This is a genomic window from Algoriphagus sp. NF, from assembly GCF_028823735.1.
Taxonomy (GTDB): Bacteria; Bacteroidota; Bacteroidia; order Cytophagales; family Cyclobacteriaceae; genus Algoriphagus; species Algoriphagus marincola.
Window position 1 is genome coordinate 14,810 of sequence record NZ_JAPEIB010000023.1, and the last position, 22,505, is coordinate 37,314.

Sequence of the window (22,505 nt, forward strand, 5' to 3'; positions counted from 1 at the left end):
AATGAAATTAGCAGTGGTAGGAGCAACCGGTCTGGTAGGCTCTGAAATTCTAGAAGTGCTAGACGAGCACAATTTTCCATATGATGAATTACTACTAGTCGCTTCTGAGCGCTCTGTGGGAAAACAAATCGATTACAAGGGAAAAACCCATACAGTTATTGGCTTGGCCGATGCAGTAGCAGCCAAACCTGAGATCGCTATTTTTTCTGCGGGTGGAAGCACCTCTTTAGAATGGGCTCCCAAATTCGCTGAGGCAGGTACTACTGTGGTAGACAATTCCTCCGCTTGGCGTATGGATCCAAGCAAAAAACTGGTTGTACCGGAGATCAATGCCAAGGAGCTGAGCAAAGAAGACAAAATCATCGCCAACCCCAATTGCTCTACGATTCAGATGGTCTTGGCTTTGGAACCTTTACGTCAGCGATATGGAATCAAGCGAGTGGTAGTCTCTACCTATCAATCTGTCACAGGTACCGGAAAAGCTGCGGTAGATCAGATGATGGCTGAACGAGCAGGAGAAGAGCCTGAAATGGTTTATCCTTATAAAATTGACATGAACGTCCTTCCACACATCGATGTGTTCCAGCCTAACGGCTACACCAAGGAAGAGATGAAAATGATCAATGAGACAAAGAAAATTTTCTCTGACGATAGTATTGCTGTTACAGCCACTACAGTACGTATCCCTACCATGGGTGGTCATTCTGAATCGGTAAATGTAGAGTTTAAGACAGATTTTGACTTGGCTGAGGTCCGTGACCTACTTACCAAAACCCCGGGAGTCATCGTACAGGATGATCCGGAAAAATTGCTTTATCCCATGCCAATTCATGCCCACAAGAAGGATGAGGTATTTGTAGGAAGACTTCGCAGAGATGAGTCTCAAGCCAATACGCTGAATATGTGGATCGTTGCAGACAATCTGCGAAAAGGAGCAGCTACCAACGCTGTACAAATCGCAGAGTACTTGCTGGCAAATAAACTGGTCTAATGGATATCAGCGAAGCAAATAGCGCTGAATTCAAAAAATTTGTGCAGGATCATCTCCAAGTCGATCCTGCACTTTTGCTTTTTAAGTATCAGGGCAAAGTTCCTTTTGACTTGAAAATGGCTGTGCATCAGATTTCAGCCCGACAAAAGGCATCTAAAAAACTCCCAAGCTGGTCAAACAACCCAAGTTTACTCTTTCCTGCCTCTTTGGCTTTGGAGCAGAGCTCTAGTGAAGAAACTGCCAAGTTCAAGGCAGAAGGACTCGAAGGAAAAACCATGATTGACCTCACCGGGGGTTTGGCCGTGGATTTTTTCTATCTAAGCCAAGGCTTTGAAAAAGGGGTCTACTGCGAAAGGCAGGCTGAACTTTTCAGGATATCGAAGTATAATCTTGAGCAATTGGAGCTATCCAAGAATTCGGAAGGCTTGGAGGGTTTAGGAGGAAAGTTTGACTTTGTAGAAGGCGATGGCTTAGAGTTTTTAAAAAAAACAGCTATCCAATTTGACCTAATCTATGCCGACCCTGCCAGAAGAGGCTCCGGTAATCAAAAGCTTTACAAACTGCAGGACTGCGAGCCCGATGTAGTAAACAATTGGCCCCTCTTAACTTCCAAATCTGAACAGATTCTAATCAAAGCCTCTCCCATGCTGGATATTTCCCAGGCATGGAAAGAGCTCCCGGACATCCAAAAAGTCACAATCATTTCTGTCAAGAACGAGGTAAAAGAGCTTTTGCTCCATTGGAAAAAAGGATCGATTTCCAATCGGCAATCTATAAAAGTGGTGGATTTGGGTAGAGAATTCCAACAATTTAGCTTTGACAGAGAAGAAGAAGAACAGGCTGATGCTAACTACTCAGAACCGGAAAGGTACTTGATTGAACCCCTTAGCGGAATCTTAAAATCAGGAGCCTTCAATCTTTTTGGAGAGCGATTCGGGTTAAAAAAGCTGGAAAAAAACAGCCATTTATATACAGGAAACAAAGTCCCTGAAGATATTCCTGGGAGAACCTTTGAAGTGATCCAAGAAGTAAATCTGAAGAAGCAGGAAATCAAAAAGCTCTTCCCTAGCGGAAAAGTGAATATCATCACCAGAAACTATGTCCTGGGTGCCGACTCCTTAAAAAAGAAAATGGGGCTTAAAGATGGAGGGGATGATTTTTTAATTGCGACAAAAACCATGAAAGGCTATAAGGTTTTTTGGTGCAAGAAAAAAAGTGAAGGAATGTAATCACTCCTTCACTTCTTCATAGTCTACATATTCTCCGCCTTCAATATCTTTCTGGCGTTTCTTTTGGTGATTTTTAGGGATATAATCCACATTCACCCCCTCATTTGATCTGGAAGCAGCCTGTTGTGCTCTACGCTGCTCTTTTTCCATCTCGCTTACCTGCTGAGCAAATTTTGCCAACTTGGTACGAAGAAAGTATCGGATAAGCTGCCCAAGCAACCATCCGACACCCAAAAGAATTATGATAAATTTTAATAAACCTCCCATTAAAGCTTTTTTTGATTCGAAATTATCTACTCAAATACAGGTTTCGCTCTGAGTAGATTTTCAAGAAGTAATCGTCCATCAAATCGTCAATAAAATAGATTGCCTCACCGGTGGACTTCATTTCAGGCCCAAGCTCCTTATTCACATTCGGGAATTTGTGGAAGGAGAAGACAGGCTCCTTGATAGCATAACCCTTTTTGACCGGTTTGAATTCAAAGTCACTGACTTTTTTCTCTCCAAGCATCACCTTTGTGGCATAATTGACATAAGGTTCCTGATAGGCTTTGCAAATAAAAGGAACGGTCCGCGAAGCTCTAGGGTTGGCCTCGATCACATAAACCTTGTCATTTTTGATGGCAAACTGAATATTGATCAAACCTTGTGTCTTCAGTGCTAGCGCAATTCGCTCGGTGTAAGTTTCGATCTGCCGGATGACTAAATCTCCCAAGTTGTAGGGAGGTAATACGGCATAGGAATCTCCGGAGTGGATACCGGCAGGCTCGATGTGCTGCATGATTCCTATGATATAGACATTCTCCCCGTCACAGATCGCGTCGGCTTCTGCCTCAATCGCACCTTCCAAGAAGTGGTCCAACAAAATCTCATTGTTTGGAATATCCTTCAGCACGTTTACCACATGCTCTTCCAGTTCTTTCTCATTGATCACAATTTTCATCCCCTGTCCTCCAAGCACATAGCTAGGTCTCACTAACAGCGGGAAGCCGATGGTCTTGCAAAGCTCAAGCGCCTCATCAGTATTGTGAATCGTACCAAACTCTGGATAAGGTACATTATTATCTTTCAGGAGCGTGGAAAATAAACCTCTGTCTTCTGCCAAGTCCAAGGCCTCATAACTGGTACCAATGATCTTAATCCCGTATTTATCTAGCTTCTCTGCAAGCTTCAGGGCAGTTTGACCACCGAGCTGTACGATCACTCCTTCAGGCTTTTCATGAAGGATAATCTCATAAATATGCTCCCAGAATACCGGCTCAAAGTAAAGCTTATCCGCCACATCAAAATCCGTAGAAACCGTCTCTGGGTTACAATTGATCATGATGGTTTCGTATCCGCACTCTTTGGCTGCAAGGACACCATGCACACAGGAATAATCAAATTCTATCCCCTGTCCTACCCGATTCGGTCCTGAACCTAGAACAACCACTTTCTTTTTGTCAGTACGGATGGACTCATTCTCTTCCCCAAAGGAAGAGTAATAATATGGAGTCTGAGCTTCAAACTCAGCCGCACAGGTGTCCACAAGCTTGTACACTCGCTTGATTCCCATTTCTGTGTAGCGCTTGTTGAAAACCTCGCTTTCTAAGCAGCCAAGTAGGTGAGCAATCTGACGATCTGCATACCCCTTTTTCTTAGCCATATCCATTACCTCGTGAGGAATTGTATCTATGGTATATTTATCAATTTCAGCTTCAAGGTGGATCAATTCCTCGATTTGCTTCAGGAACCACTTATCGATTTTGGTAAGATCTTGAATGGTACGGAAGGAAATACCAAGCTTGAAGGCATCATAAACGTGAAAAAGTCTATTCCAGCTAGGGTTAGCTAGGGAATAGAGTATCTTTTCTTGATCCCGAAGCTCTTTTCCATCTGCACCCAATCCGTTTCGCTTGATCTCTAGAGACTGACAGGCTTTTTGCAAGGCTTCTTGGAAATTCCTTCCAATCCCCATGACCTCGCCCACAGCTTTCATGGACAGTCCTAGTCGACGGTCAGAGCCTTTGAATTTATCGAAGTTCCAACGAGGAATCTTCACGATCACATAATCAATCGAAGGCTCGAAATAAGCTGAAGTGGTTCCAGTAATGGAGTTCGAAAGCTCATCCAGATTATAGCCGATTGCCAACTTGGCAGCTACTTTAGCAATTGGGTATCCAGTTGCCTTAGAAGCCAAGGCCGAAGATCTGGAAACCCGAGGATTGATCTCGATACCGATGATTTCCTGATTGTCAGGGCTGACGGCAAACTGCACATTACATCCTCCTGCAAAGTTCCCGATGGAATTCATCATCGTGATGGCATAGTTTCGCATTCGCTGGTAGACCGTATCCGGCAAGGTCATAGCGGGTGCTACGGTGATAGAGTCTCCAGTGTGCACTCCCATCGGGTCAAAATTCTCAATGGAACAGATCACGATCATGTTCCCGATATTATCGCGCATTACCTCCAACTCATACTCCTTCCAGCCCAAAATACTTTGTTCGATCAAGACTTCATGAACCGGTGATGCTTGTAGTCCCGCAGAAAGCGCTTTTTCAAATTCCTCTTTGGTCTCCACGAAAGCACCTCCAGCACCCCCAAGCGTATAGGAGGCACGAATGATCAGCGGAAAACCGATCTCTTGAGCGATTTCTTTTCCTTGAAGAAAGGAAGTGGCAGTAGCACCTTTACAGACACCTACCCCGATTTTCTCCATCAGCGCCTTGAATTTCTCCCGATTTTCGGCAGTATCGATTGCGTCGATATCCACCCCGATCATTTTTACTCCGTGATGCTTCCAGATTCCAGCCTTATCACAGTCGATCGCTAGATTTAATGCAGTTTGACCACCCATGGTCGGCAGTACAGCATCGATATCCGGGTGGTCAGTCAGTATTTTTCGAATGGATTTTTTCTCCAGAGGTAGCAGGTATACATTATCTGCGGTAACTGGGTCTGTCATGATCGTAGCCGGATTGGAGTTGATCAAGGTGACAATGATACCCTCTTCCCGCAGTGATCTTGCAGCCTGCGAACCGGAATAATCAAATTCGCAAGCCTGACCAATGACGATAGGGCCAGAACCGATGATAAGAATGTGCTTGATGCTACTGTCTTTAGGCATTTGAAAGGTGGGTTGAGAAGAAAATTTTACTTAAGTCCAAATTGGGTCAAAATTAGAAAAATATCCGATAGGGACATGGAGAAAAGTAGAAGAATCCTGAATAGAAATAAAAAAAGGCTAATTTGATTACTTCAAAATTGCTTCAAAGCCTAGCTGTAAATTTCAAGACTTTCACCCAAAACCCGCCCCAAAAGTAAAGCCTTATGAAGGTACTTATTATCGAGGACAATGAAGATCTGACCCTAAATATGGTCAACTACCTTGAGCAGGAGAATATCCGCTGCGAAACAGCCAAGAACCTTTTCGAGGCGCAGGACAAGCTTTTGGCTTTCCAATATGATTGCATCCTGCTGGATCTCATGCTTCCTGATGGAAATGGACTGGACATCCTAAGCTTCATCAAATCCAATCAAATCTCTGCAAATGTTTTGATTATTTCTGCCAAAAATGCCCTTGATGATCGGCTTAGAGGTTTGGATTTGGGTGCAGATGATTACTTGCCAAAGCCATTTCATCTTTCGGAATTACTTGCCCGGCTTCGGGCCATTTACCGCAGAAGCAAATTGGACGGCTCGGATCAAATCATTTTCAATGAAATCAATCTGGACACCAAACTTCTGGAGGCAAAAGTGAATCAAAGTGTCCTGGATCTGACCAAAAAAGAGTATGACCTACTCCTCTTTTTCCTGACCAACAAAAATCGAGTCATCGGTAAGGAAGCCATCGCCCAGCATCTTTGGGGAGACTACACCGATGACTTGGCCAACTTTGATTTTGTCTACCAACATGTAAAAAATCTTCGAAAGAAGATCGAGAAGGCAGGTGGAAAGGACTACATCAAAACAGTCTATGGCATAGGCTATAAATTTGACGCGAACGCAAAATGAGACTACTAAACCTTCTCACCGCTTGGTATATCTTGATCACAATGGTCGGTCTGCTGATCGGTGGATTTTTGATCTATAAAAAACTCGATTCCGAAATTGACTTTGAACTCGGACGCGAACTAGACCGTCAGATTGAGGCCTATGCCCAGAGAGTAAAAGCAGGAGTACCACCAGATAGATTGAATTATGATAAGCTCGAAATAAAAGAAATCCCTTTCAACCTTCCCATCGAAGAACTCTCGCTTCGAGATACAGTCGCTTATCATGACCCGATGAACCGCCATGAAAAACAACTCAAGGCTAGTAAATCTTTCAAAACTGAGGACAAACATTACCGGATATCCTATTATAATGTGGTGATTGAAAGCGAGGATATCACCGAAACAGTCGTCATCACAATGGCCTCGATTTTCTTGATTCAGCTGGTGATTCTTGGCTTTTTTGTAAGAATTGGATCAAAGAGAATTCTTAGACCCTTTCATAGAACCCTGTCCAAAATACGTGGCTTTAATTTTCAGCAAAATAAACCCCTGGAATTCGATCAGTATGCAATCTCTGAATTTAACAAACTGAATAGTTTTCTCTCTCGAATGTCTCTGAAACTCCTAAAAGATTACCGCCAAATGAAGGAGTTTTCTGAGAATCTTTCGCATGAGATCCAGACCCCTTCGGCGATCATCCGCGGAAAACTCGAGCATATGATGAATGAGGATATCAGCGAAAATCAAGCTGCCATGATTCAGTCCATCTATCAAAGCAATGAAAAGATCAACAAAATCGTACGATCTCTATCCATGCTTGCCAAGTTGGAGAATGAAGAGTTTGAAGCACCGGAGACGATCAATTTGAGTCCAGTTCTCTTTCGAGTAATTGAAAGTATGGAGGAGTTGATCGAAATGAAAGATCTAAATCTCAAAACCCAAATCAAAGAGGAAGCTTTTGTGAAAATTCATCCCTTTGTAGCCGAAGTCCTGCTTCAGAATTTGGTAAACAATGCGATCAAGCATAATCAATTAGGCGGAAAAATTCAGGTAGAACTCAATGAATACTCCATACGAATAGAAAATACTGGAAAACTCCCTGACTTTGATCCAGAAATCTTTTTTGAGCGCTTTAAAAGAGCCGAAAACCGCTCTGATTCAATTGGTTTGGGTTTGGCTATTGTCAAGCAAATCTGTAAAACCTACGGCTTTAGACCTACCTACCGAATTGAAAACAATTTGCACGTGATTTCTATTTTGTTTAAGTAATCGCTTCAAATTCTCTACAAAATCATATTGTATTCTTGTAGCGAAGACTTAAACCAAACCAACAATGTACGCCACAATTAAATCTTTTTACCTCAGTATTTTTCTGGGGCTTTTTGTATCAATTCCAATTTTTGGGCAGGAAAACACCCTCTCAGGGACTATAATCGATGATCAAAGCGGCGAGCCACTCGGATTTGTTCAGGTTGCTTTATTTCAATCGATAGAAGATGCCAGCCCTACAGTATTCTCAGACACTGACGAAAATGGAGAATTTTCCCTCCGCGCTCCAAAAGGAAAGTACACCTTCAAAGCTTTTTTCTTAGGATTTGAGGATTTGATCGTTTCTGATATCGATCTGAGCACTTCCAAAGACCTTGGAGAACTATCCATGAAAAGCGAAGGACAAGCCTTGGAGGAAGTCGTCGTCCAAACAACCAAAATGCCCGTTCGATCCACTATGGAAGGCATCACCGTTACTCCAGACAATAACTTGGCAAATACTGGTGGTACGCTTTTAGACATCCTAAGAAATACCCCATCTATCACTGTATCTGAGGATGGAAGCATATCGCTAAGAGGTAGTTCGGGCACCAATATCCTGATCAATGGTAGAAACTCCTCCCTCACACAAAACTTGGATCAACTTCCTGCCTCTGCCATTGAAGAAATTAAGATCATCAATAACCCAAACGCTCGCTTTGATGCGGAAGCTGAAGGTGGTGTGATCGACATTATCTTGAAAAAAGGACAAGACTTCGGTACTCACGGAAATGTAGAAGGTACTTACGGTACTCGGGGTAGAAGTAATATTGGAGGAAGTCTGAATCACAGAGGAAAGCGTTTCAATGTGTTTGGAGGGTATAATTATCGAGATTGGCGAGACGTAGGTGATCGATCTTCTACTCGCGAAATATTCGAAACTAACGAAACGCTCGAGCAAAACACACGAAATTCTTCCAGAAGAACGGGACATAATCTAAATGCCGGTGCTGATTATTACTTTGGAAATAACGTTTTGAGCTATGAAGGTGTGTATCAATATGGAATGGATTATCAGACCAACACCCTTTTTGCAGAGCTGGAAAGATTGGAAAACGGCGAATTGTTTGAGTTTGACTACGTCCGAAGAAACAATGAAAATGAATCGGATGAAGGAATTGATAACGCCTTGATATTTGAGCATTCATTCGCTGACAAAGGACATAGCCTCCGGGCATTGGCCAGTCATTCCTACAGAAATCAGTTCAAAACCCAAAACATTGATATTTTCAGAAATACGCTGAATCCTGATCCATCAAATTTGAATGGTCAGGAAAGGGCTGTTACAGATGAGGTAAGAAACATTTCTATTTTTCAGGTTGATTACATCAAGCCTTTGGATGAAAAAAGAAAAATAGAAGCTGGTCTGAAATCCAACATTCGGGAATTTGACAATGACTACCGGTATGAGCGTCTAGATGAGCAGAGCCAAGAATTTGTGGAAGACCCTGCCATCAGCAACCGCTTTATTTATAATGATCAGATTCACGCGGCTTATTTCATTTATGCCAATGCTGGGAAAAAATTTGAATATTCTTTAGGATTAAGAGGTGAGGCAACCATAGTAGATACCTATTTGGCAAATACAGAGGAAGAAAACCAGCAAAGGTATTTTAACCTCTTTCCAAGTGTGCAGACTATGTACAACTTGAATGATAATCATTCATTAAAATTCACCTATAGTCGCCGAATTGACCGGCCCACTGCTTGGAGGTTGAACCCCTTCCCAGATATTACAGATTCACTGAATGTACGAAGAGGTAATCCCAACTTACAGCCGGAGATGATTGACTCTTTCGAACTTGGGCATTTGGCGAATTTTGATAAGTCAAGCTTTGCTACAAATATCTTCTACCGCCATACCGACGGACAACTGGACTATGTCACTATAATTGAAGACGGAATTTCCTATTCTCAGCCGGACAACCTACTTTCCTCCACTTCATACGGAGTCGAATTTGTCGGAGTAGGAGAAATCAACGAATGGTACTCGCTAAATGGTGGCGTAACCATCTTCCAGATTTCGGTGGATGGTTCGAATATCGGTGAAGAATTTACCAATTCAGGATTCTCTTGGAATACGAAGCTTACCCAAGACTTCAAACTTCCCTATGGAATCAATTTCCAATTGGTAGCCAATTATGAATCTCCAGAGATCGAAGCCCAGGGTAGAGACCTCTCTCAATATTTTGTGGATGCCAGTGTCCAAAAAGGTTTTGCAGGCAACCGCGGTTCTGTCACATTAAGTGTTAGAGATATTTTCGACACCAGAAGATGGGCTGGATTTGCACGTACCAATACTTTCAACCAAGACTTCTACTCCAAAAGAGAAACCCGGATAGCACTCTTGAGTGCACGATACAGCTTTTAAAAAAACATAGATTGGGTAATAAGAAAAATGCACCTCTAAATTGGAGGTGTTTTTTTATGCCTTCTCCATCTTCAATTGATAGAGCATTTCCAAAAGTGGTACACCAAAATTCCTCGATTTGATTTGGCTGACCTTTTTGAAACCGAATCGCTCATAAAGACTGACTGCCGGGTCAAGTCCAGATGTGGTGTACAAAAACGCACCTTTGTAACCTTTTTCTTTATAAAAATCTATCCACTCCTGCATCAGTTTTTTGCCTATACCCATTCCTCTGTATTTCTTTTCTAGGATAAAATACCGAAGTTGGGCCTGCTCGTCCTGCCTATGCATTAGCAATAAAAAACCAACCATCCCTCCATCAGCCTCTACCACCCACACCTTGTCCCTAGCTGGGTCATATTGCCGGTAAAACTCCAACAGGCTTTCCATGACGTATGCCTCGAAGCCCATCTCAAAACCATGCTCTTCGAAGTAAATTCGACCATGCAAAGCAGCAACTTGACCTAAATCACCAGCCTTGAGTTCATTTCGAATAGTAATTTGATGGTCTTCCATGATCATCTATTTAAGAAAAAATCAGTTTGAAGTATTATTAATATGGTTAAAACCAAGTCAACTGGCTTTCACCCTAAATGATCAAATAAAATCAAAAAGACCCTCAGCTTAAATGGTCAATTAGATCAATTCTATATTTGGAAAGCTCAGCTTAAACCTCGTTGCTTTAAAACTTCCTCCAACCCATTGTCATTTTTTGGACCTTTTAAAATCTTATAAATAAAAACTACTGGAATCAGCATAGGAATCAGAAAACCAATTCGTTTTTCTGGAGACATTAACCAACCCCCCATTCCAAAAATCAGGGTTCCCGCAAGAAATCCAATTGCAACTGCATGAAAAATCTTCGAGTTTTTCTGCTTCTTTTTCTCAAGCAATAATTCTTCATCAGTCATCTCGGCGAAAGTCTTATTTTCCATGTACATGAAATTTTGTTTGGAATAAAAGCCAAATTAAAATAAATAGAATTGCTCGAAAATAAAAGCCCAAATTTTACCGAACACTTTTCTGAAGCAACAATGGATTGTCACTGACCAAGAGATTGATCTTCCTTTCTTTTAAAAAATCACGGTAACTCTCCCCTTCATCCTCAATAGCTTTTCGATCTACTTCCCCCATCACATCAGTCAGAATAGGAACCCCCTCGCCAGCAACAGCTTGAAATAAGCTTATTTCAGCATCTTTGGGAACATAAGCTAAAAATCTTCTTGATCTGAATAATTCCTGGTAGAAGTGAAGGTCCTCCATCCTGGTTACTAATACAGAAATGAGAAAGTCACCCTCAATTCCCAAAGCCTCTTGAGCTCTTTTTCTATCAAAAGTCAAAATCAAACTTCGAGAATCTAATCCCGCTGCCTTGGTTTGGGATAGTACCTCATCAAGAATTGGCTCCTTCACATCCAACATAATCCATAGCGAGTCATTTCTAGCAAAATCCAAAAAGCTTTGAAATGTGGGAATAGGCTCGCCAGTTATTTTTAGCTGAACTCCTGCCAAATCACCATTGGACTTGCTATCCAATCGGCCGAGACCAGAAGTAGTTCTATCTAGCGTTTCATCATGAAGGAGGTATAATTCCTCATCAGCGTTTTTTCTCACATCGACTTCGAAAAAGTCAATACCAGAAAGCAGGACCTTTTCTATCCCTATCAGAGAATTCTCCACGGGCTGCTCTTCACTGATTCCACGATGGGAAACCGGATAAGCCTTGGAGGAGGAAATTAGCTCAAAAAGGGTCTGCGCTGAGAGATGGGTGAAAAATAATGGCAAGAAAAAAAGGCCTAGCATCGCTAAGCCTTTGAAATGGAAATCAGTCCTCTGCATAGTTGAAACTATCCACTTGCTCCCGAACCCAATCTTTATATTTCAGTTGGCGATGCTCATGCCACTGATTTTTGTATTTAGACTCATCGATCAAGAACTTATAAGCTGTGAGCGACTTCGGCTTAGTCAGTGCATTTACAAGATCCTCTGCGAGGTTTCGCTCCTTGACATACCGATCAATAAAATCCTGCATCATTTGATGCTCCTGAGGAATTTCCATTTTGGTAAATTCAGCGTAATTATCAGGATTGGCATCGATTTCATCTAAGATATCCTCCTCATCGGGAGTCAAGTCATAGTTGAAATAATCTTCATCGTCCGGCATGTGGTGGATTTTCCTTTTATCGATTTGGAAAAAGCACACCATTCCTTTTAGGAGTTGGGTAGTAATCCGGTCTACCTCTTGATCAGTAAGCGAAAGCATTGGTTTTTAATTATTTCTGGAAAAATAATGAAAGTCGGTTTTTGTACCAATTGTTTTTTTCACACAAAAGAAAGACCAAATTCTGAGCTATCAAGCCTTTTCTACAATTTTTCTTAAAAGCTCCGAATCCAGCTCATGCCCACCTTGAAATTCAAGTTGCTCAACGTCTCTGTTCAAACCTTGAATCAAGATCTTTTGACGAGCTAAACTCTCCTCAGTAATCAATTGATCCTGAGAACCTAACACTGAAAAAATCGTAGTTTCCTCAAATTTATCCCTGGCAATATCCAAGGCCATATCCTCCGCAAATCCTCCAGCCCAAAGCAGCAATGTATCCAAGCTCCCTTTCCATTGGGAAGCCCATCGAGTAGCAGTGGCGGCTCCCTGAGAAAATCCGAGTACATGGATTCTAGGCTTTTGTTCAAAAGACTCTAAAATCCCTTCGACTAGACCGTCCAAGTAGCGATGATTATTGGCTATGGCAAGCTCACGTTCATGACGGGTCATCCAATTTGCACCGACCCTACCTTTAAAGTCTTTGAGATAGGAATAATTAGTGGCTTCCGGAGCAAGAAATAGCCTTTCTTCGGTGGCTAAGAACTGAAATTTGCGAAGGAAATATTCCGCCAACTGTCCGTAACCATGAAAAACGATCCATAAATCTTTGACCTTTTCGTCAGGTTCTTTGGACAAAAAATATGTGGACTCGTATGTAAAGCGATGCGTAGATCGTATCATCAGGAATTTAGATCATCAAACTTCAAAGGTAACAAGGCTGATATTCCTGGGATAGAATAAACCCTGCCATCCTCCCGTAAGATAATCATCTTGATTTTATGCTTAAAGCGGTTTTCTACCTCATTGATGACCTGTCGACAGATACCACAAGGGGACACATTGGCCCAAGACTGCTCTCCTTTTCGTCTTGCCACAATCGCGAGACATTCTGGAGCGGACTCGGGATAATTTGCCCCTGCATAACTCAGTACCAAATGCTCCGCACAGACTCCCGCAGGAAAGCTGACGTTTTCCTGATTGCTGCTTTTGAGAACAGTACCATTTGAAAGCATCACCGCTGCCCCTACCTGAAAGTTGGAATAAGGGGCATAGGCTTTTTCGGAAATCTCTTGTGCAGTTTGCAAAAGCGACTGCTCCTCAGTGCTTAAATCTTGAATATCAAGGATTTCAAAAATTGAATCTGTATTATCCTTAGTCATAGTTTTCGAAGATGGAAAAAATAAGACGATTTACAGTCACAATTGTTTTTCATTTTCCTCCCATTTACTTTTTTCCTGAAGTATTTATTGACCAATTTTAGCTGAGAAACCCCAGAAATATGAAGCAAATTTTGATTTTGGGAGGTGGGAAATCCTCCACTTTTTTAATTGACTATTTAGTAGCCCAAGCTGTAGAAAAACACCGCGAGATCATCTTGGCTGATTTGGATAGTAGTGTAGCAGAAAAGAAGCTCCGAAACCGTCCGAATACCCGTGCAGAAGCCTTGGACATATCCAATGCAGAAAGGCGAAGAGACCTTATCGAAGAGTCAGACTTGGTCATTTCTATGCTTCCGGCTCGCCTGCATCCACTTATAGCAGAAGACTGTGTCGCGCTTGGCAAACACTTTTTCTCAGCATCCTATGAAAGCAAGGAGATCAGAGCCTTGAGATCACAAATTGAAGAAAAAGGGCTTTTCTTTCTGAACGAATGTGGATTGGACCCTGGCATCGATCACATGTCTGCCATGAAAATCATCGACGAGGCTAAGACCAAAGGGGAAGAGATCCTATCATTCAAGTCCTACGCCGGAGGATTACTTTCCCCCGAATGCGAGGATAACCCCTGGAAATATAAATTCACCTGGAACCCAAGAAATGTGGTTTTAGCAGGACAGGGAATGTCCCGCTATATCGAACAGTCCCGACTCAAATACATTCCCTATCACCAACTCTTCAAACGAATCAAACCAATCCACTTCAAAGGATTAGGAGAGTACGAAGGCTACCCCAACAGAGACTCGCTTGGCTATCGCAAAACCTACGGATTGGAAAATATCCCAACCATGCTTCGGGGAACACTGAGGCGAACGGGATTTTGCAAGGCTTGGGATATTTTAGTTCAGCTCGGTCTGACCGATGACAGTATCGAGCTCAATCCTCCACAGGGAAGCAGCAAACGGGATTTCCTGAATAGCTTTTTGCCCTTTGATACCGACCGTTCTGTAGAAGAAAAACTCACCGATTTCTTTCCGGAAATGGATTTCCCGACTTTTGAAAAAATCCAGTGGATTGGTCTTTTTTCCCATGACCCTTTGCCTATTTATCAAGGAAGTCCGGCCCAGATTTTACAGGCGATTTTAGAAAAAGAATGGGCTCTCGAAGAAACTGATCGAGACATGATCGTCATGCAACATCAGTTTGAAATCCGAAAAGGGGATAAAAATCAAAAATTGCTCTCCAGCCTAGTTGTAAAGGGAGAAAATGCCTCCCTTACTGCAATGGCAAAAACAGTAGGCCTGCCGCTTGCCATTGCAGTGGATTTATTTTTGGAAGGAAAAATCAAACTCAAGGGTCTGCATATGCCCATTAAGCCCGAAATTTACCTGCCCATCCTTGAGAAGTTAGAAGAATTTGGGATCCGCTTTGAGGAGGAACTGCTGGAAGACTAAATCTTTCTGTTTTTATGGATTCCAATCCGCAGGAGCATCTTCTTGAGCTCCTTCTACCAATCTACAATCATCCGGGATGATCGCTTTTGGCTGCTGAAAAGTCAGGTCATTTTTATCTATATAAATCCTGCGCACGGTCTCAGCACCAGCTATGAAGTACCCAAGAACTACTTCTTCTGGATCCTCCAAATTCACTAGGTTACCCCGGATATTTGCTGGTGGTGGATCGAACACTGATCCACTGATTTCTGTCTGCTGCTTGACCAAACGAAGGAATCGATAAGCATCCTGGGAGATACTGATTTGACGGAGGTCAACCCGGTACGTGTTGACAAATCGTAAACCATCGTCCTCCACAAAACCAGCGACGATTTTGGTGCTAAGCCCATTGAAATTATCATCATTGGCAATGAAAATCCCACTATTGTCAATTTGCTCACTTCTGTAGCAGGTAAAACAACAATCCTTTGGCTGAGGCTCACGGCTGGGATTGGCATCCGAAGGCCTGGGTGTAAATAAATCTGGTCGGGTTTCCAACACATAAACAGCTGGGCCATTTTTCCAGAAATAGAAATTATTCTCAGCAGCTGGATCTTGGATATCTACCACCAACTGCACACCTGAGCGAGGATTGATTTCTCCTTCCACAGGCACGGTCGTGGTCTGAACAGAAAGATTACTGATCTCAGGGACAGCTTGAACTTTTTCTGGAAAGGACGAATATACTTTTCCTTCGACAGTCTGAATCTGAAGTGTATAGGACCTCCCAGGCACAGTTGCAAAATCAGTAGTAGTCACATAGGTTCCTCGGTTGTCTTGATCCTCCTCCAAAAAAACCACATTCCCCAAATCATCTCTTACTATCACTGTAGCACTTCTTACTGGCCTAATCAATCCTTCAAATACTGACCCATAGGTATCACTTCGAGTCAACCGAACTGTCTGCCTGCCTGGCTGAGAAGTGAATACTGCTTCTACAGTAAGCAATTGCTCGCCTGTCTCCAGTCCTACCTCAAAAGGATCAATACATGCCACTGGCAGGAGAAAAATCAGGTATATAAATCTTCTTAACATCTTTTCCATCAAAACTTGATTGAATAACTCAAACTAGGCAATGGCACGCCCAAAATTGCCAATCGATTAGCCTGTGGTGGAGCGCCTTGCTCATCCACAAAAAACAGGGAGAATGGGTTTTTTCGCCCATACAAATTCAAAATAGAGAAGGTCCAGTCCCCGTCCTCGAAGAACCGTCCGCTTCCCTTGAGTTTGAAATTGACCGCAATATCCAATCGGTGAAAGTCAGGTAAGCGTTGCTCATTTCTGCGATTGAAATAGGCTAAATTATTTCCGGAATAATCAAACTTCGCCTCCGGAAAAGTAACCGGTCTCCCAGTACTGTAGCCGAAGGTAGCAGATACGGAAGTATTGGTGCTTAGCTTGTAATTTCCTATCAATGTCACGTCATGCGGCTTGTCAAAATTGGAAGCAAACCACTCTCCGTCATTGATTATTTCCTCCTCGTATGCGGTAATCACGCGTCTCAAGCTTCGTGAATAGGTATAAGAAATCCATCCCGTCAGCCTTCCAAGGTTTTTCTTTGCGTAAAGTTCCACACCAAAGGCTCGTCCCTGTGCCGGAACAAGTTCAGTCTCGAGGTGATTTTGCAAAATGAGATTGGCCCCATCTTTATACTCAACTACATTCTGAATATCCTTGTAATACACCTCGATCGAGGTCTCGAAAATATTCCCCATGAAGTTGTTGTAAAAACCGATGGAATATTGATCAACAATCTGCGGCTTCAGAAAGTCATCGCTAAGTTTCCAGATATCAGTGGGCGCGATGGTTGCCGTATTGGAGATCAGATGAATGAACTGGTACATTTTATTGTATCCAGCTTTGATCGAGCTATACTTCGAAAGTGAATAGCGAACCGAAGCTCGGGGTCCAAGTCCATCATAAGAAATGATTTTATCCCCTTCAGCATAGTCAATTTCTCCAATCGCACTGCCGTCAGACAATGGCTGATTTGGGGCATATTGACGAACTGTACGAGGACCAAAGTACTGGAACAGGTCATAGCGCAAACCATAGGAAACCCCAATTTTTTCTCCCAATTCAAACTCATGCTGGAAGTGTGCGCCCATTTCTCTACCAAATTCATCTTGGACTTTCTGTGGCAGAATTCCCGACTCCTGCTGATTGGTAGGCACCAATTCTCCCGGCTGAATAGTCAGATCCTTAAAATCTCCACCAACCGTCAGCACATTGGTTTCGGAAAAATTATAGGTAGCAAAAAGCTTCACCCCGTAATCTTCGATCCCAGAATTGAGATCAAAATCATTGATCCCTGATCGATTGAAAATATTGTAATCGTATTGGGTCAGGTAGCCCAAAGCCTGTACACCTAGCTTATCTCCGAATCTCCCCTTCCAATTGATCGAATGCGAGTTATTTTTCCAAGAAATAGTGGTATCCGAAGCGAAAGCAAAATCATCGTAGGAAGTATAGTAGCTGTAGGTGAATTCCTGCTTTTCAGAAATTGGAGCAGAAATAACGAGATTCCCATCATAGAAATTTGCCTGGGAATTATTCAAATCCGGATTACTCAATGCACCCAAAAACCAATTGATATACGAGCCCCTGAAACCTCCTTTGATGGAAACTTTGTCCTTGACCAGTGGTCCATTGATTCCAATTTTCCCTGAGTAGTTGCTCACCATCAAATCTCCTCCCCAGCGGTCTATGCTTCCTGCTTTTGGCTGAATATCTAAAATGGACGATCCACGACCACCAAATCGCGCAGGAATCACCGATTTGTAAAGGGTTACATCATTGACGACGTCGGGATTGAAAGAGGTAAACAAACCAAAAAGGTGGGTTGGATTGTAGATCGGAGCACCTGCAAATTGAATTAGGTTTTGATCTGCACCTCCACCCCGGACGTTTAGGCCAGCTGCTGCTTCACCGACTTGGGATACACCGGGTAAGGTGGCCATGGATCGAATAATATCCACTTCACCCAGAAAAGGAGGCAATTCCCTTATGGTATTCATACTCATCGTCACAGCCCCCATATCGGTAGAGCGAATATTCTTTTCCGGATCTCTACCAAAAATGACCACATCGTCCAATTCGAAGTCTTCCTGAATCATCCGCATAGCGATTCTTCCGTCACCAACTGCTACGATTGGGTAGGTAATACTCTCGTATCCTACATACCTAAACTCCAGCGTGTACTCGGCTCTGTCCAGGTTAAATTCAAATTCACCGTTATTATCCGTGATTCTGGTTTGATTGATCTCAGTAATGGTGACGGTTGCTCCCACCAAAGCCTCCCCCGTGATTTCATCAATGATTCGACCATTGATCCTGATATTTTTCAATTGCCCAATATCTCGACCGATGACTGTCGGTTTGGCTTTTTCTTGTGCCATCCCGATAGTCACTAGACAAATGGTAAGGAAAGTGAGTAGAATTTTCTTCATAAATAGTCTTTTAAATACCCTCTGGGTCAAATCGATAAAAATCCATTGGGAAGTTTCCAGCCAGCGCAATATCGGGTACTCTCATGATATACAAGGATCCACCACTGACAAAATGCCCAACCAGGACACTCTGAGGGAGACCCGGCATGGGGTTTTTGGGCTTCCAGCTAAAGCTGTTCAAATCCAACTCAAATACTTGATCTGATCGCTCAAAGAGTCCAATGAAGGCCTTATCGCCGATTACCCTTGCCATTCCTCTTCCATTTCCCAGAGAGCCAGGATATGTCCCAATTGCATCCCAAGCACCTGAATTTGGATTGTATCGCCAGATTGTACCGTCCAATGAATCAATCAAATGTGCATTTCCCTGATAGGTAAACACAGCGTCATTTCGAGTGAATTCTTGCTCTGGAGTGGGTAAAAGCTCCCAGCGCATCTCGGATTTGTCGAAGCGGAAGAAAAATTTCGTGGTGTCAGGGTTTTTACCAATAACATACAAATCCTCTCCCAGCTCAAATGCAATAGCATCCCTGCTCAAGAAAGGTAAATCCGGTAATTGGGTAAAAACTCCGTCTTCGTAGCCCCAAAAACTTCCCTCATAGACGAAGGGGTTGGACCCTAATTGACCAAGTCCTCCTCCAATGTAATGATCGGTGAAAAAGGCAAAGGATCGACTGGCTCCTGGAAAAGCTACCTCTTGCCAAGTGGATGAGGATACGTCATATTGCTGGAAACCAGGCAAAAATGCCAATCTCCGCTCGGAACCTAGGCCAATGAAAAAACTACCCGGTCCATTCTGGAAGAAAACATTGTCATAGACCCGGATAGATTCAGGGAATGTACTAATCTTCTCATAAGTACCTATCTGATATTCAAAACTTTCGGAAAGTGATACTTCACGATCCTGTACAATTACCCGGATGGGAACAATTTGATTTCCTTCTGCAGCAGGAATTCGAACGCGCAACCTACTCTGAAGAGTGTTTTCAATCACCTGAGCCTCTTGCCCTCCAAAAAAGACACGGGGATCTGCACCGAAATTCCTTCCTTCTATCAAAATCTCCTCCCCGACGGCACCGAACTTTGGAGAAAAGTCGAGAATCGCTGGTTCTAAAGTTGAAAGCTCCAGAACATTCCCAAATTCAATCTCAGCTCCTCTGTCCATGAATGCTTTTGCAAAGTAAGGTCTCCCAACTTTCAAGCCGGCCAATTGACCTATAAATCTGCCCGGACCATCTTTTACTCCTAATGAAACGATCGCAGGGCTTGAAAATGATGCATCTTCTGAGACATAAAAGCCATGATCTACAAGGGAGAGTTCTTGATTACTGATTACTCGGCCTAATAAGCGGATCTCATCTCCGCTTGCAAATAATACTTCTTCCGTGGTAACAAGAATTACTTCAGGATCCTCCTCGGTACAAGAAAGAATAAACATGAGCATAAAAACTAAGCTCAAGAACCGAAATTTTAACATTTGTGGTAGTCTTTTAAATCTCAAAAATAGAGAAATAGATACTTTATCCAACTACGAATTCAAAATCTAATTTGCTACAGTGAGAATTTAGCAGGTTTATAATTTAGTAACCGAGTAAAAAACCAGAAATTAATTTTTTATAGGCTTCTGAGAAACTCCCTTTTTCATTTTTTAAAGCAATTTCTTCTACCAGCCTTTCCTTTTGATGCTTTGAAAAAGAAGAAACAACCCGATGAAATTTAAGCCTTGGATTATGCTGAATTAAAACTGACTTACTGCAATAAAAACCTATATTGAAAAGCATTTCTTCCAAGACAGCAGATTCTTTGGGAGGAAGAATTACCCAAAATTCACCATCGGCTGACGAGTTTCTTTCCACAGCCTCTACCAAGTCATGAAAAGATAGGCTATCCGTGTGAAGTGCACGCTGCCGCTTGAGATTGGAGGTAGGTAGATGATTGGAAAAATAAGGGGGATTGCTTACTACCAAGTCAAATTTTCCAGTGGAATCATAGTCTTGGACTCTTCCATGGACCAGTTCCAAACGGGCTGAAAAATCACTTTCCTCAAAATTCTCGCTCGCCTGACTGGCAGCATCAGAATCTAATTCTACTGCCGTAATATTTGCATTTGAAAATCGCTGCGCCATCATCAGCGCTATGACACCCGTTCCAGTTCCAATATCCAATATTCGTTTGGGGCTCTTTGCCTTCGCCAACGCACCCAAAAGCACCGCATCGGTGGAGACTTTCATTCCACAGCGGTCCTGATTGACTCGGAATTGCTGAAATTGAAACCAGGAATTAGGCATTAAATTCGAGCTTTTCTACCAAGCCAGATTTTGAAGCGAGGCTTATCCTCCATGACATTCAGATCGTCTTCGGAAATCCGTTTTACGCTTTCAATGGTGTAGAATGCCTTCTCGTCAATTGACTTTACCTTATCTACAAAAGTCTGCAGGGAGTCTCTTTTCATGACTGTGAAAAGAAGGTTGACTTTGCCATACCTGCCCTCAGCACCCACACTGGTAAATCGATAGTCTCGCTCTTTCATATACTCGATCAGTTCGGGGAGGGGCTTTGGAGTGATGACCCGCACGAGTACCCGACCCAGTGCAAGCTTTTCATCAAAACGCATTCCTACATAGGTTCCCATTCCAAATCCACCGGCATAGGCTATGTAGGAAACAGGATTATCAATATTTTGAAAAATCTGACCAATCGCCAAAAGCCAAATAAGCGCTTCAAAAAAACCTAAAATAGGAGCCACATTCTTTTTCCCATTCATCATAAACATGATGCGAAGGGTATTAATCGAAACATCCCCTACACGCGCAATGAAAATTAGCGCAGGCATGATGAAGTAATTAAAGAGGTTTTCAGAGATTCCTAAGTCGGTGAAAAATTCTTGCATATCGGTCTAATTTTAGGGCAAAATTAAGGCAATTAATCTTCTTAGCTGTCCTAAAACTGTCTCAGATTTTTTGATCCTTTCCTGCACTCCAACCAAAAAACAAAAATTGAATGGTCATGGCAAGCAAAAACCAAATCAGAAAATCCCAATTCCCCACCAAATCAAGAGAAATTCCAAAGAGCATGGGACCCAATGCTGCAAGAACATAGCCTGCAGACTGTACCATCCCTGAAAGATTGGAAGTAGTCTGATCTTCGGCAGTTCGAAGCGATATCAAAGTATAAGCAATGCTGAGGCTTGCCCCACTACCTATGCCAATGATGGTCATTGCTACAAAAAGCACCCACTCTTGTGATGAAAAAAGCAAAAGATAGCCAAGCAAGTAGCCAAGCGATACTCCAAGAATTACCATATGCTGCTGCCGAAGTTTCATAAGAAAAGATGGAGCGAAAAAGGTTCCAATCAAAGAGATGAGTTGCATGTAGGAAAGCGCAATTCCGGCCTTTACAGGGCTCATTCCCTTAGAAATCAACATATCAGGAAGCCAAGTCACCATGGTGAAATACATGACCGATTGAGCGCCCATAAAAAGCGTCACCTGCCAAGCCAACCGGGATTTCCATACATTTTTACCGACCTGCCCTTCTCCTTTATTTCTGATGGGTTTGGCTTTTGCCTGAGGAAACCACACCGCCAAAGCAAGTAGCATAAATACGACCCAGAAAGCAAGTGATCCTCTCCAGCCCCAACCCAGATCAACAGCCAAAGGCACGCTGATCCCGGAAGCTATTGCAGCAAAGAGAGACATTCCGGTGGAGAGAATTGCAGTTAGGAGACCGAGCTTCTCCGGCAAATGCGCCTTAAAAAACGGAATCATCAGCACATTGGCGATGACTATTCCCACGCCAGTCAGGGCTGTCCCAACAAATAAAATCTCAACTCCACCCAAAACCCGGACAACTACACCAATGGAAAGAAGCAAAATCCCTAGAAAGATCGCCCGACCATTGCCCAACCGCTTACCAATCTTCGGAGAAAAGATCGAAAATATGGCAAAAGTGATCAAAGTCAGCGTAGTCAAGGAGCCTGCGAGACCATTGGAAATACCTAAATCCTCTCGAATAAAGGGGATCAATGGACCGACAGAGGCAATACTTGTGCGGAGGTTAATAGAGATCAGAATGATCCCTAGGAAAAGTAAAAACTGATCAGAGGATTTTTTCAAGACTTCAGAGTGCTTTCGCAAAACTAAGCCCAAAATCTAATTTTGGGCCTAGCTTT

20 protein-coding genes are annotated in these 22,505 nt (G+C 42.8%); 6 read left to right on the plus strand and 14 right to left on the minus strand.

What is annotated here, in order from left to right; all coding sequences use genetic code 11:
* Position 1: 1 nt before the first annotated feature.
* Both OU792_RS11920 and OU792_RS11925 read left to right on the plus strand, forming a co-directional pair.
* Positions 2 to 991 (plus strand): aspartate-semialdehyde dehydrogenase, encoded by a 990-nt coding sequence (locus OU792_RS11920; protein WP_274670283.1) that lies wholly within the window; start codon positions 2 to 4, stop codon positions 989 to 991.
* Positions 991 to 2,220 carry a class I SAM-dependent methyltransferase gene (locus tag OU792_RS11925; RefSeq protein ID WP_274670284.1) on the plus strand — a complete coding sequence of 410 codons (1,230 nt, stop codon included), beginning with the start codon at positions 991 to 993 and terminating at the stop codon, positions 2,218 to 2,220. The genes OU792_RS11920 and OU792_RS11925 overlap by 1 nt, the downstream gene beginning before the upstream one ends.
* Here OU792_RS11925 and OU792_RS11930 read toward each other — a convergent pair whose 3' ends face one another.
* Together OU792_RS11930 and carB are read right to left on the minus strand one after the other, a co-directional pair.
* Positions 2,221 to 2,487 (minus strand): DUF4834 family protein, encoded by a 267-nt coding sequence (locus OU792_RS11930; RefSeq protein ID WP_026947818.1) that lies wholly within the window; start codon positions 2,485 to 2,487, stop codon positions 2,221 to 2,223.
* Positions 2,488 to 2,509: 22 nt separating this feature from the next.
* Complete coding sequence (gene carB / locus OU792_RS11935; protein WP_274670285.1) at positions 2,510 to 5,329, minus strand: carbamoyl-phosphate synthase large subunit; 2,820 nt, start codon at positions 5,327 to 5,329, stop codon at positions 2,510 to 2,512.
* 203 nt (positions 5,330 to 5,532) lie between these two features.
* Between carB and OU792_RS11940 the strand changes: the two genes are divergently transcribed.
* From OU792_RS11940 to OU792_RS11950, 3 genes are all read left to right on the plus strand, one after another.
* Positions 5,533 to 6,216: a response regulator transcription factor gene (locus OU792_RS11940; protein ID WP_026947816.1), complete on the plus strand. Its 684-nt coding sequence runs from the start codon at positions 5,533 to 5,535 to the stop codon at positions 6,214 to 6,216.
* Positions 6,213 to 7,466 carry a sensor histidine kinase gene (locus OU792_RS11945; RefSeq protein ID WP_134199773.1) on the plus strand — a complete coding sequence of 418 codons (1,254 nt, stop codon included), beginning with the start codon at positions 6,213 to 6,215 and terminating at the stop codon, positions 7,464 to 7,466. The genes OU792_RS11940 and OU792_RS11945 overlap by 4 nt, the downstream gene beginning before the upstream one ends.
* 64 nt (positions 7,467 to 7,530) lie before the next feature.
* Positions 7,531 to 9,876: a TonB-dependent receptor domain-containing protein gene (locus tag OU792_RS11950; RefSeq protein ID WP_134199771.1), complete on the plus strand. Its 2,346-nt coding sequence runs from the start codon at positions 7,531 to 7,533 to the stop codon at positions 9,874 to 9,876.
* Between the two features lie 54 nt (positions 9,877 to 9,930).
* Here the strand turns inward: OU792_RS11950 and OU792_RS11955 are convergent, their stop codons facing one another.
* The 6 genes from OU792_RS11955 to OU792_RS11980 all read right to left on the minus strand — a co-directional run bounded on the left by OU792_RS11955 (position 9,931) and on the right by OU792_RS11980 (position 13,395).
* On the minus strand, positions 9,931 to 10,431 hold the full coding sequence (locus tag OU792_RS11955) for a GNAT family N-acetyltransferase (protein ID WP_134199769.1): 501 nt from the start codon (positions 10,429 to 10,431) through the stop codon (positions 9,931 to 9,933).
* Positions 10,432 to 10,577: 146 nt separating this feature from the next.
* The gene (locus tag OU792_RS11960; protein ID WP_026947812.1) at positions 10,578 to 10,850 is read right to left on the minus strand and encodes a hypothetical protein; all 273 of its coding nucleotides are present in this window, start codon (positions 10,848 to 10,850) and stop codon (positions 10,578 to 10,580) included.
* 73 nt (positions 10,851 to 10,923) lie between these two features.
* Positions 10,924 to 11,754 carry a glycerophosphodiester phosphodiesterase family protein gene (locus OU792_RS11965; protein WP_134199768.1) on the minus strand — a complete coding sequence of 277 codons (831 nt, stop codon included), beginning with the start codon at positions 11,752 to 11,754 and terminating at the stop codon, positions 10,924 to 10,926.
* Positions 11,741 to 12,178 (minus strand): UPF0158 family protein, encoded by a 438-nt coding sequence (locus OU792_RS11970; protein WP_026947810.1) that lies wholly within the window; start codon positions 12,176 to 12,178, stop codon positions 11,741 to 11,743. The genes OU792_RS11965 and OU792_RS11970 overlap by 14 nt, the downstream gene beginning before the upstream one ends.
* 90 nt (positions 12,179 to 12,268) lie before the next feature.
* A complete protein-coding gene (locus tag OU792_RS11975) occupies positions 12,269 to 12,916 on the minus strand; it encodes an alpha/beta hydrolase (protein ID WP_134199766.1) in 648 nt (215 codons plus the stop codon).
* Positions 12,916 to 13,395, minus strand: coding sequence for a cytidine deaminase (locus tag OU792_RS11980; RefSeq protein WP_134199764.1), 480 nt, complete (start codon positions 13,393 to 13,395; stop codon positions 12,916 to 12,918). The genes OU792_RS11975 and OU792_RS11980 overlap by 1 nt, the downstream gene beginning before the upstream one ends.
* A gap of 119 nt (positions 13,396 to 13,514) precedes the next feature.
* Here OU792_RS11980 and OU792_RS11985 point away from each other — a divergent pair, with 119 nt between their 5' ends.
* Positions 13,515 to 14,846, plus strand: a complete 1,332-nt coding sequence (locus tag OU792_RS11985; RefSeq protein ID WP_134199762.1) for a saccharopine dehydrogenase family protein — start codon at positions 13,515 to 13,517, stop codon at positions 14,844 to 14,846.
* Between the two features lie 12 nt (positions 14,847 to 14,858).
* Here the strand turns inward: OU792_RS11985 and OU792_RS11990 are convergent, their stop codons facing one another.
* The 6 genes from OU792_RS11990 to OU792_RS12015 all read right to left on the minus strand — a co-directional run bounded on the left by OU792_RS11990 (position 14,859) and on the right by OU792_RS12015 (position 22,449).
* The gene (locus tag OU792_RS11990) at positions 14,859 to 15,929 is read right to left on the minus strand and encodes a DUF4249 domain-containing protein (protein ID WP_274670286.1); all 1,071 of its coding nucleotides are present in this window, start codon (positions 15,927 to 15,929) and stop codon (positions 14,859 to 14,861) included.
* Positions 15,929 to 18,334 carry a TonB-dependent receptor gene (locus OU792_RS11995; RefSeq protein ID WP_274670287.1) on the minus strand — a complete coding sequence of 802 codons (2,406 nt, stop codon included), beginning with the start codon at positions 18,332 to 18,334 and terminating at the stop codon, positions 15,929 to 15,931. Before OU792_RS11995 ends, OU792_RS11990 begins: the two co-directional genes overlap by 1 nt.
* A gap of 10 nt (positions 18,335 to 18,344) precedes the next feature.
* On the minus strand, positions 18,345 to 19,793 hold the full coding sequence (locus OU792_RS12000) for an IPT/TIG domain-containing protein (protein ID WP_208325260.1): 1,449 nt from the start codon (positions 19,791 to 19,793) through the stop codon (positions 18,345 to 18,347).
* Positions 19,794 to 19,914: 121 nt separating this feature from the next.
* On the minus strand, positions 19,915 to 20,622 hold the full coding sequence (locus tag OU792_RS12005) for a tRNA1(Val) (adenine(37)-N6)-methyltransferase (RefSeq protein WP_134199756.1): 708 nt from the start codon (positions 20,620 to 20,622) through the stop codon (positions 19,915 to 19,917).
* On the minus strand, positions 20,622 to 21,224 hold the full coding sequence (locus OU792_RS12010; RefSeq protein ID WP_026947802.1) for a DUF2179 domain-containing protein: 603 nt from the start codon (positions 21,222 to 21,224) through the stop codon (positions 20,622 to 20,624). Before OU792_RS12010 ends, OU792_RS12005 begins: the two co-directional genes overlap by 1 nt.
* 61 nt (positions 21,225 to 21,285) lie before the next feature.
* A complete protein-coding gene (locus tag OU792_RS12015) occupies positions 21,286 to 22,449 on the minus strand; it encodes a CynX/NimT family MFS transporter (protein ID WP_134199754.1) in 1,164 nt (387 codons plus the stop codon).
* Between the last annotated feature and the right edge of the window lie 56 nt (positions 22,450 to 22,505).

Excerpts from the sequence above, each read along its gene's own strand:
- OU792_RS11920 (WP_274670283.1), top strand. The coding sequence starts at position 2 with ATGAAATTAGCAGTGGTAGGAGCAACCGGTCTGGTAGGCTCTGAAATT.
- OU792_RS11925 (WP_274670284.1), top strand. The coding sequence starts at position 991 with ATGGATATCAGCGAAGCAAATAGCGCTGAATTCAAAAAATTTGTGCAG.
- OU792_RS11930 (WP_026947818.1), bottom strand. The coding sequence starts at position 2,487 with ATGGGAGGTTTATTAAAATTTATCATAATTCTTTTGGGTGTCGGATGG.
- carB (WP_274670285.1), bottom strand. The coding sequence starts at position 5,329 with ATGCCTAAAGACAGTAGCATCAAGCACATTCTTATCATCGGTTCTGGC.
- OU792_RS11940 (WP_026947816.1), top strand. The coding sequence starts at position 5,533 with ATGAAGGTACTTATTATCGAGGACAATGAAGATCTGACCCTAAATATG.
- OU792_RS11945 (WP_134199773.1), top strand. The coding sequence starts at position 6,213 with ATGAGACTACTAAACCTTCTCACCGCTTGGTATATCTTGATCACAATG.
- OU792_RS11950 (WP_134199771.1), top strand. The coding sequence starts at position 7,531 with ATGTACGCCACAATTAAATCTTTTTACCTCAGTATTTTTCTGGGGCTT.
- OU792_RS11955 (WP_134199769.1), bottom strand. The coding sequence starts at position 10,431 with ATGGAAGACCATCAAATTACTATTCGAAATGAACTCAAGGCTGGTGAT.
- OU792_RS11960 (WP_026947812.1), bottom strand. The coding sequence starts at position 10,850 with ATGGAAAATAAGACTTTCGCCGAGATGACTGATGAAGAATTATTGCTT.
- OU792_RS11965 (WP_134199768.1), bottom strand. The coding sequence starts at position 11,754 with ATGCAGAGGACTGATTTCCATTTCAAAGGCTTAGCGATGCTAGGCCTT.
- OU792_RS11970 (WP_026947810.1), bottom strand. The coding sequence starts at position 12,178 with ATGCTTTCGCTTACTGATCAAGAGGTAGACCGGATTACTACCCAACTC.
- OU792_RS11975 (WP_134199766.1), bottom strand. The coding sequence starts at position 12,916 with ATGATACGATCTACGCATCGCTTTACATACGAGTCCACATATTTTTTG.
- OU792_RS11980 (WP_134199764.1), bottom strand. The coding sequence starts at position 13,395 with ATGACTAAGGATAATACAGATTCAATTTTTGAAATCCTTGATATTCAA.
- OU792_RS11985 (WP_134199762.1), top strand. The coding sequence starts at position 13,515 with ATGAAGCAAATTTTGATTTTGGGAGGTGGGAAATCCTCCACTTTTTTA.
- OU792_RS11990 (WP_274670286.1), bottom strand. The coding sequence starts at position 15,929 with ATGGAAAAGATGTTAAGAAGATTTATATACCTGATTTTTCTCCTGCCA.
- OU792_RS11995 (WP_274670287.1), bottom strand. The coding sequence starts at position 18,334 with ATGAAGAAAATTCTACTCACTTTCCTTACCATTTGTCTAGTGACTATC.
- OU792_RS12005 (WP_134199756.1), bottom strand. The coding sequence starts at position 20,622 with ATGCCTAATTCCTGGTTTCAATTTCAGCAATTCCGAGTCAATCAGGAC.
- OU792_RS12010 (WP_026947802.1), bottom strand. The coding sequence starts at position 21,224 with ATGCAAGAATTTTTCACCGACTTAGGAATCTCTGAAAACCTCTTTAAT.